The following is an 8,535-nucleotide window of genomic DNA, read 5'->3' as shown; positions in this document are numbered from 1 at the left end:
CTCCGACCACTTCTCGTCCGGCACGCCGACCACCGCGGCCTCCGCGACCGACGGGTGCGCCATGACCGCGTTCTCCAGGTCCACCGACGAGATCCACTCGCCGCCGGACTTGATGATGTCCTTGGAGCGGTCGGTCAACCGCAGGAAGCCGTCCGGGGTGATCGCGCCGACGTCGCCGGTGCGCAGCCAGCCGTCCTCGGTGAACTTCTCCGAGCCCTCCTGGCCCGGCTCGACGCGGTAGTACGACGCCGCGACCCACGGACCGGCGCACTCCAGCTCGCCGACCGCCTCGTTGTCCCACGGCAGCTCGTTGCCCTCGTCGTCGCGGATCCGGGCGCGCACCGAGGCCGGGAAGCGGCCCTGCAGGATCCGGTACTCCCAACTCTGTTCGGGGGACAGGCCGGCGGGCGGGCGGGACACCGAGCCAAGCGGGGACGTCTCGGTCATCCCCCACGCGTGGATGATTGTGACGCCCAGCTTGTCGAACGCGGTCATCAGGGACGGCGGGCACGCGGACCCACCCACGACGGCCCGGCCCAGCGGCGCCAGGTCCTGCGGCTTCTGGTCCAGCAACGCCAGCAGGCCCTGCCAGATCGTCGGTACCGCGCCGGCCATCGTCGGCTTCTCGGCCGCGATCATGGCCGCCAGCGGCTCGGGCTGCAGGAACCGGTCCGGCATGATCAGTGACGCGCCCACCATCAGCGCCGCGTACGGCAGGCCCCACGACATCGCGTGGAACTGCGGCACGATGACCAGCGCCCGGTCGGCCTGCGACAACGCCATGGAGTCGGTCATGCACACCTGCATTGAGTGCAGCCAGATCGAGCGGTGGGTGTAGACGACGCCCTTCGGGTCGCCGGTGGTGCCGGACGTGTAGCACATCGCGGCCGCGGAGTTCTCGTCCACGACCGGCCAGTCGAACTCGGCCGGCTGGTCCGCGAGCAGCTCGGCGTAGGAGTGCACGGTCACACCCTCGGGCGCCTGCAGCGTCGTGGTGTCGCCGTTGACGACCACCACGTGCCGGACCGTCTCGAACGTCGGCAGCACCTTCGCCAGCAGCGGCACCAGCGTGCCGTCCACCAGGACCACGTGGTCCTCGGCGTGGTTGGCGACGTAGGTCAGCTGCTCGGGGAACAGCCGGATGTTGAGCGTGTGGAGCACCGCGCCCATCGCGGGCACCGCCAGGTAGGCCACCAGGTGCTCGGCGTTGTTCCACATGAACGTGCCGACCCGCTGGTCGGACGTCACCCCGAGGCCGCGTAATGCGTTCGCCAGGCGGGCCGACTCCCGGGCGATCCCGGCGTAGTCGGTCCGGCGGCCCTCGGTTCCGGTCCAGGTCACGACCTCGGCGTTGGCGTGGACCCGGCTGCCGTGCCGCAGCAGGTTGGCGATGGACAGTTGACCGTCCTGCATGGTGCCCAACATCGCTGTTCAAGCTCCCTGTGGCTGGTGTCACTACTGGCCAGAACAGTAGTGCGGAATTGTGCCCAGGAACACGGGTGACGCTCCGTATTGGACCCCCGGAAGGTGGGTTACCTGCGGTTTCGGCGCGAAGTCTTCGCGTGTCGCGCGTATGTTCCAGGACGTTGATGTGTTTACTGGCAGCGGCGCCGCGGGGGAGCGGTCCAGGCTTTGACCTGGTCGTCGGCCTGCGCGGACCCGCCAGAGAACGGAGAAGGAAGGAACACCACGGTGGCTCTGCCCACGTTGACTCCAGAGCAGCGCGCTGAGGCGCTGGCCAAGGCGGCGGAGGCGCGCAAGGCGCGTTCCGAGCTCTTGGCGTCGATCAAGTCCGGCGAGCGGACCATCGCGTCGGTGCTCGGCAAGGCGAAGGAAGACAAGACCATCGGCAAGACCAAGGTCGCCGCCCTGCTCAAGGCAGTGCCCGGTCTCGGCGCCGTGAAGGTCGCCGCGCTGCTGGAGCAGACCGGCATCGACCCCGACCGGCGGGCGGCCGGTCTGGGCGACCGCCAGCGCGCCGCGCTCATCGATGCGCTGAACTGACCCGAGCGCTGATCCGGGACACGTCTCATCGGGCCCGCGGGTGGGAGCCGCTCGCGGGCCTGAACGTGTTCAAAATCCTACTCGGTCAGCAGCATCACCACCTGTTCGTGGGTGATGATGGAGGGTGTGATCGAGGACTACCGCCCCGGATCGTTCCTCCTGACCTCGCCTCAGCGCGCACTGCTGGCGACCGGTGAACGCCAGGTCGTCACCGAACCCGACCCCGATGAGCTGGCCAACCGGGTCACCAAGCTCCTGGTCGACGCCGACGTCCCGGTCGCCGTCGGCGCACTGCCCTTCGACACCGGCCCGGACAGCACCGCCACGCCGCACATCGTGCTCCCCGACGCCGTGCGCCTGTCCGGCCCTCTGCCCGCCCACCCCCGCCGGCCGGTCGGCGTCGCCGTCGGCGTCGAGCCCGTGCCGTCCCGCGCCGGGTACGCCCGCGCCGTGGCCTGTGCCGTCGACGAGCTGACGGCCGGTGACCTGCGGAAGGTCGTCCTGGCCCGCTCGCTGCGGCTGACGATGGACGGGCCGGTCGACGTCCGGACGCTGCTCGGCAACCTCGTCTCCGACAACGCCGCCGGCTTCACCTACGCCGTCGACCTGCCGGCCGCGACCGGCCGCCGCACACTGGTCGGTGCTACCCCCGAGATGCTGGTGTCCCGCACGGGCACCACGGTCGTGGCGAACCCGCTGGCCGGCTCGATCCCCCGCGACCCGGACCCGGAGCGCGACCACGCCAACGGGCAGGCGCTGCTGGCCTCGGTCAAGGACCACGACGAGCACCGGGTCGTGGTGGAAGCCGTCGCCGACGCGCTGGCGCCGTTCTGCCGGACGCTCGACGTGCCGGCGAGGCCGGAGCTGGTCAGCACCACCGCGGTCTGGCACCTCTCCACGCGTGTCACCGGCGAGCTGCGTGACCCCGGCGTCTCGTCGCTGCGGCTCGCGAGCGCGCTGCACCCGACCCCGGCCGTCTGCGGCGCCCCGACCGCGCGGGCCCGTGCCACGATCAGCGCGCTGGAGCCGTTCGACCGCGGCTACTACGCGGGTGCCATCGGCTGGTGCGACGCCGACGGCGACGGCCAGTGGGTGGTGGGCATCCGCTGCGCCGAGCTGACCGAGCCGGTCACGGGACCGCCCACGGTGACGCTCTACTCCGGCGCGGGCATCATGCCGGCCTCGGTCCCGGAGCTGGAGGTGACCGAAACGTCCGCGAAGTTCCAAACCCTGCTTCGGGCGATGGGGCTGCGTCTCGACGTCACCTGAGGGTGAGCCACACCAGGTGGGTTGACATCACATATGGTTGTGTACCAGTCGACTCACTGGGGCGGTATGCGGGTCCATCGGAGAACCTTGCTGCGCGCGGCGGCGGTTGCGCCGGTCGCGGGGCTCGCGGCGGGGTGCGGTGAGCTGGGCCGGGCCGTCGGGCTCGGGGACATCGTGCGGGTCGCGGTCTCCTGGAGCGCCACCGAGTTGGCCGCCTTCGCGCACGTGCTCGACGGGCGCGGCACGGCGGACTACGAGCTGATCCCCCTCGGCGACGACATCGGCGCGGCGCTCGACTCCCGGACCAGCGGCCGCCCGGACATCGTGGCCGTGCCGCAGGTCGGGCACGTCACCGCCAACCTCGACCACCTCGCGCCGCTGCCGGCCGGTGTCTGGCACGACGCGTACGACCGGATCGTGCGGGACGAGCGCGTCCGGCGCTACGCGCTGCCGTTCAAGCTCGCCGACGTCTCGGTCGTCTGGTACCGCAGGGACCTCGGCATCACGCCGCCGGCGACCTGGGACGCCTGGCTCGCGCTCAACGAGGACCTCATCGACGACGGCATCGCGCCGCTCGCGCTCGGCGGCGCGGACGGCTGGATGCTCGCCCAGTTCTTCGAGAACGTCCTGCTCCGCACGTACCCGGCCGCGTTCGACGCGCTCTCCGGCCCGCACGAGGCGACCCTGTGGGACAGCCGCGAGGTCCGCACGGCCTTCGAGATGGTCGCCACCATGTGGGGGCAGGCCGGCGCGCTGGCGGGTGGCGCGGGCAAGGCGCTCGTGCAGCAGTTCCCGGACGCGGTCCTCGAGATGTGCCGGTACGGCCGCGCAGCGATGGTGCCGGCACCCGACTTCGCCGAGTCGGTGATCCGCCGGTTCGCCCCCGACCCGCGGGACTTCGACACGTTCACCTTCCCGGCGGGCAACGGCGGCAGGCCGCCGCTCGCCGTCTCGTCGGACCTGCTGGTGCTGACCCGGCCCGCGAGCGGGCAGGCGCTCGACCTCATCCGCTATCTCGCCAGGCCGGCCGCGCCCGTGCCATGGATCCGGGACACCGGCGGGTTCATCGCCGCCAATCCCGGGACGCACCTCGACGAGTACAGCCCGACCCTGCGCCGGCTCGCGGCGGCGTTGCGGGACGAGGACATCCGCTTCGGGCTGGCCGACCAGCTCGGCCGGCTCGGGGGCAGCGAGGGGCTCCAGCGCGTCCTGCAGGACCTGCTGCGGGGCGTCACGGCCGGCATCACCCCGCGGGACGCCGCACGCACGGCCGGCCTGGCCATGGTCGACGCCGAACACCGGACCGGATCATGAACATCGACATCGATGACGGGGTGACCCTCGAGGTCGCCGGCCGCGAGCTGAGCGACGGGCTCGTCGCGCCGCGACAGGACGGGCGCCGGTACCTGCTCGGCGTGCCGGCGGCGCTGCTGGTCGCGTTGCTGGTCGTGCCGATGGCCTGGACCCTGGGGTGGGCGCTCGACGCGGACGTGCCCGTGATCGGCAACTTCCGCGCCCTGTTCACCGACCCCACCGCGCTGCGGTCCGCGTGGCACAGCGTGCTGTGGGTGGGCATCGCGCTGGTGCTGATCGCCGTCGGCTACGGCATCGCCGTGCTGAGCCGGCACATCGGGGAGAAGCTGTGGCGGATCCTGCTGTACGCCCTGATCCTGCCGTTCGGCGTGTCCGCGGCGGTGTCCGGCGCGGTGTTCCGGCTGATCTTCGACCCGAACCCCGAGCGCGGCATGGCGACCGCGTTGTTCGGCGGGAACGTGACCTGGCTCGGCCCCGACCTCATCTGGTGGGTGCTCGCGTCCGCCTTCGCCTGGTCCTGGCTGGGGTTCGTCGTCGTGCTGTTCCGCGAGGGCCTCGAGTCGGCGGGCGGCGCGACGTTCCGGCTCGGCCGGTGGACGCTCGCGCGGCCGGGACCGGTCACCCCGGTCGTCGTGTTGACTGTGCTCGTGGCCGCGATCCGGGTGTTCGACCTGGTGCTGATCGCCGCGCCGCGCTCCCACGAGGACGACGTGGACGTCGTCGGCCTGCACTGGTGGCGGATGATCGAGCGGTCGGCGGACACCGGCGGCCCGGCCGCGCTCGCGGTGCTGCTGTTCGCCGTGGTCGCGGTGCTGAGCGCGACCGGCATGCGGGCCATGCGCGCACCCGCCGGGTACGCCCCGCCCCCGGACGCCGGTGACCGGCGCCCGTCGCGCTGGTGGAGCTGGCCGCTCCTGGGCCTCATCGGGTTGCTGTGGGTCACGCCGGTGCTCGTGCTGGTGCTCACCGCCTTCCACAGCCCCGACTCCGCCGGCGCGGTCGGCTGGTGGTGGTTCGACCCGTTCAGCCTCGGCTCGTTCGCGTCGGTCAGCTCGACCTGGCTGTGGCCCGCGGTGGCCGGCAGCTTCCTCATCGCCGGCCTCGCGACCGGGCTGGTGCTGGTCGCCGCGGTGCCGCTCGCCTACCTGTTGACCTGGGTGGCGCCGCGCCCGCTGTCGCGGGTGGTCATCGGGCTGCTCGCGATCCTCGCGGTGGCGCCGGTGCAGATGTACGCCGGCCCGCTCGGCGCCGCGTTCGGGGCGCTCGGCCTGACCGGGGCGCGGGCGCCGCTCGCCCTCGTGCACGCGGCGGCCGGGCTGCCGTTCGCCACGCTGGTGCTGCGCACGGCGTTCCTCGCCGCGCCGGCCCGCGACGGGCGGCCCGCGCTCGACAGCATGTGGCGGGGTGGCCCGTACCGGACCGCGCTGGTCGCGGCCGGGGTGCTCGAGTTCGTCCTGGTGTGGAACGACTTCATCGTCGGCTTCCTGATCAACGGCTCGGCCAGCAGCCCGCTCACGCTGCTGCTCTGGGGCGAGGCGCGGCAGTTCGGCTCGTCGGCCGGCACGGTGGCCGCCGCCGCGGTGGTCTCCGCGGTCGTCCCGATCACCCTGCTGCTCGTGACGTGGAAGCGGGTCGTCGGCGGCCTCACCGGCAAGGACATGCCGTGAACCGGCCCGAGCGGGAGTGGTTCCGGCGCCTGCCGGTGCTGATGCTGGCGGTGGTGACCTGGTTCGTGGTCACGGTCTCCGGTGAGCTGATCGGCAACCAGGCCAACGACACCACCATCGGCCACACCGTCGGCCACTACCTGCTGCTGACCGCGGTCATCGTGGCGCCGCTGCTGCTCCTGGGGTGGCTGGGGTGGGAGCTGGTCGACCGCCGGCGCAAGCGCGGCCCGATCGCCGAGGAGGAGCGCCCGCGACCGCGTGCCCTGCCCGTGTGGCACCCGCCGCCGGAGCTGCGCGGCCGGCGCGACGAGGTGGCGCGGGCCGTGGACCTGGTGTGCGACAACGGGATCGTCGTCGTGGTGGGGGAGCGGGACGTCGGCACGTCCGCGGTGGGCACGGCGGTCGCGCAGGAGCTGATCGCCCACCACGGCGTCAGCCCCGACGCCACCGTCAGGTTCGACCTGCGCAGCCGGTCGGCGAGCGAACCGGACGACGCGGTCACGGTCGCGGGGCGGGTGGCGCCGCTGTTCGGCGTCGACGAGCCGGCCGGCGAGGACGTGCTGCCGAAGGTCGCGCGGGAGCTGATCGGGGTGCTGCGCGCGTTGAACCGCACCCTGGTGCTGGACAACGTGAGCTACCCGGAGCAGGTCGCGTGGCTGGTGGCCGAGTGGTCGGCGGGCGGTCCCCGGCTGGTGGTCGTGGGTGAGCCCGTGCTGGCCGACCTGGTCCCGCACAGCACGGTCACGGTCGCCGAGATGTCCGGCGCGGACATGCGGGAGCTGTGGCGGCTGACGCGCGGGACGCCGCGCCGGCGCTGGCCGTTCGGCAGGAACCCCGAGCCGGACGGCGACCTGGACGAGCTGCTGGCGGCCTGCCTCGGCCGGCCGCGCTGGGTCAAGGAGCTCGCCCAGGAGGTCAACCGGAACGACAACTTCGAGGACCTGCTGCGCGAGCTGCGCCAGGAGGGGCCGGCCACGGGTCCGCTCGAACGGGTGTGGCGGACCGTGCTGGAGAACCGGCGGGCCGGGTTGTCGCCGGAGGCCGCCTGGCTGCTGTCCGCGCTGGCCGTACTGCCGGTGACCGGGCTGATCGAGGGCGCGGTCGCGGCCATGCTCGGCGTCGAGGAGAACCCGGCCGAGCTGAGGGAGCTGCGCGAGCGCGGCCTGGTCGAGCTGGCCGGCCAGCGGTACCGCCTGCCGCAGGAGTACCGGCGGGCGATCGAGGGCACCACCGGCGAGCAGGACCGCCGGGAGGTCGCCGCCCGCGCACTGCCCAGGCTGCTGCGGTTCTACCGGACGTTCGCGGAGTCGTGGGTGACGCGGCTGGAGAGCGACCCTAAGCGTGCCGCGGAGTGGTTCGAGGAGTCGGAGCCGTCGTTCCGGCCGCTGTACGCCGCGCCGTACGACGACCAGCTGCTGCCCGCGATCCTCGACGACCTGCGCGCGATCGCGGACGCCCTGGGCAGGTGGTACCTGCGGGTGCGGCAGCCGCACTGGATGCTGGCGGTGTACCAGGGCGTGTACGACCTGGCGATGCGCGCCGAGCGGTTCGACGTGGCCGCCCACGCCGCGATCCGCCAGGCGACCGCGTACCGGATGAGTGGCGCGCATGGAGTGGCGGAGTGCTTCGGCCACGCGGTCACGGAGCTGGACAACGCCGGCGCGCTCATCGAGCGGGTGCCGGACAAGCGGCTGTCGAACGAGCTGGACGTGCGGGAACGCGAGGAGCGGGCACTCGTCGCCATCGACCGCGGCACCGGCCTCGCGGACGCCTTCACCGACCTGACCAAGCTGGACGTGGCGTCCCCGGCGGCACTGATCAACCGGGGCGTGCTGCACCTGGAGCGCGGTGAGCTGGAGGACGCGCGGAACTGGTTCGAACGCGCGGAGGAGCTGGCGAAGGTCGCCGGTGACCAGGGCGCGCAGGCACACAGCGCCGAGCTGCGCGGGGTGGTGCTGGCGCACGCGGACCTGGTGGAGGCCGTGCGGGCGTGGCAGCGCGCACACGACACGTTCAAGCAGGTCGGCGAGAAGCAGGGCATGGCGCGGTGCCTGCAACACCTCGGCACGGCGGCGCTGGCGGACCCCCTGGCGGCCGGCCAGCTGCTGCGGGGCAACCCCGAGCCGGTGGACGAGCGGGAGGCCGCCCGGGCGGCGCTGGCCCGCCTGCAGGAGTCGATCTCGTTGCGCCCGCGCCAGCAGACCCCGCTGGCGGAGCGGTACCGCGAGGAAGCCATCCGCCGCCTGATGGAAGGCTTCTAGCCGAGCGCGGCGAGCAGCTG

At 73.0% G+C, this 8,535-nt stretch carries 6 protein-coding genes; 5 read left to right on the top strand and 1 reads right to left on the bottom strand.

The window, feature by feature from the left end; translation table 11 throughout:
• Nucleotides 1–1,425: long-chain fatty acid--CoA ligase (locus ACJ73U_RS15570; RefSeq protein ID WP_407778329.1), on the bottom strand; the 1,425-nt coding region annotated here is incomplete at its 3' end.
• A gap of 267 nt (nt 1,426–1,692) precedes the next feature.
• On the opposite strand from ACJ73U_RS15570, the gene mihF reads away from it, so the two are divergent.
• The 5 genes from mihF (at nt 1,693) to ACJ73U_RS15545 (ending at nt 8,515) form a co-directional block, all read left to right on the top strand.
• Complete coding sequence (gene mihF, locus ACJ73U_RS15565) at nt 1,693–2,004, top strand: integration host factor, actinobacterial type (RefSeq protein ID WP_133907570.1); 312 nt, start codon at nt 1,693–1,695, stop codon at nt 2,002–2,004.
• 117 nt (nt 2,005–2,121) lie between these two features.
• Entirely contained in the window at nt 2,122–3,273 is a 1,152-nt protein-coding gene (locus ACJ73U_RS15560; RefSeq protein ID WP_407778328.1) for an isochorismate synthase, read from the top strand.
• A gap of 66 nt (nt 3,274–3,339) precedes the next feature.
• Nucleotides 3,340–4,587, top strand: a complete 1,248-nt coding sequence (locus ACJ73U_RS15555) for an ABC transporter substrate-binding protein (RefSeq protein ID WP_407778327.1) — start codon at nt 3,340–3,342, stop codon at nt 4,585–4,587.
• Entirely contained in the window at nt 4,584–6,254 is a 1,671-nt protein-coding gene (locus ACJ73U_RS15550) for a hypothetical protein (protein WP_407778326.1), read from the top strand. The genes ACJ73U_RS15555 and ACJ73U_RS15550 overlap by 4 nt, the downstream gene beginning before the upstream one ends.
• Nucleotides 6,251–8,515: a hypothetical protein gene (locus ACJ73U_RS15545; protein ID WP_407778325.1), complete on the top strand. Its 2,265-nt coding sequence runs from the start codon at nt 6,251–6,253 to the stop codon at nt 8,513–8,515. The genes ACJ73U_RS15550 and ACJ73U_RS15545 overlap by 4 nt, the downstream gene beginning before the upstream one ends.
• Nucleotides 8,516–8,535: the final 20 nt, after the last annotated feature.

This window comes from Actinophytocola sp., assembly GCF_045807065.1.
Taxonomy (GTDB): Bacteria; Actinomycetota; Actinomycetes; order Mycobacteriales; family Pseudonocardiaceae; genus Actinophytocola.
Note: the sequence above shows the minus strand (reverse complement) of the source record. Positions and strands in the feature narration are given on the sequence as shown.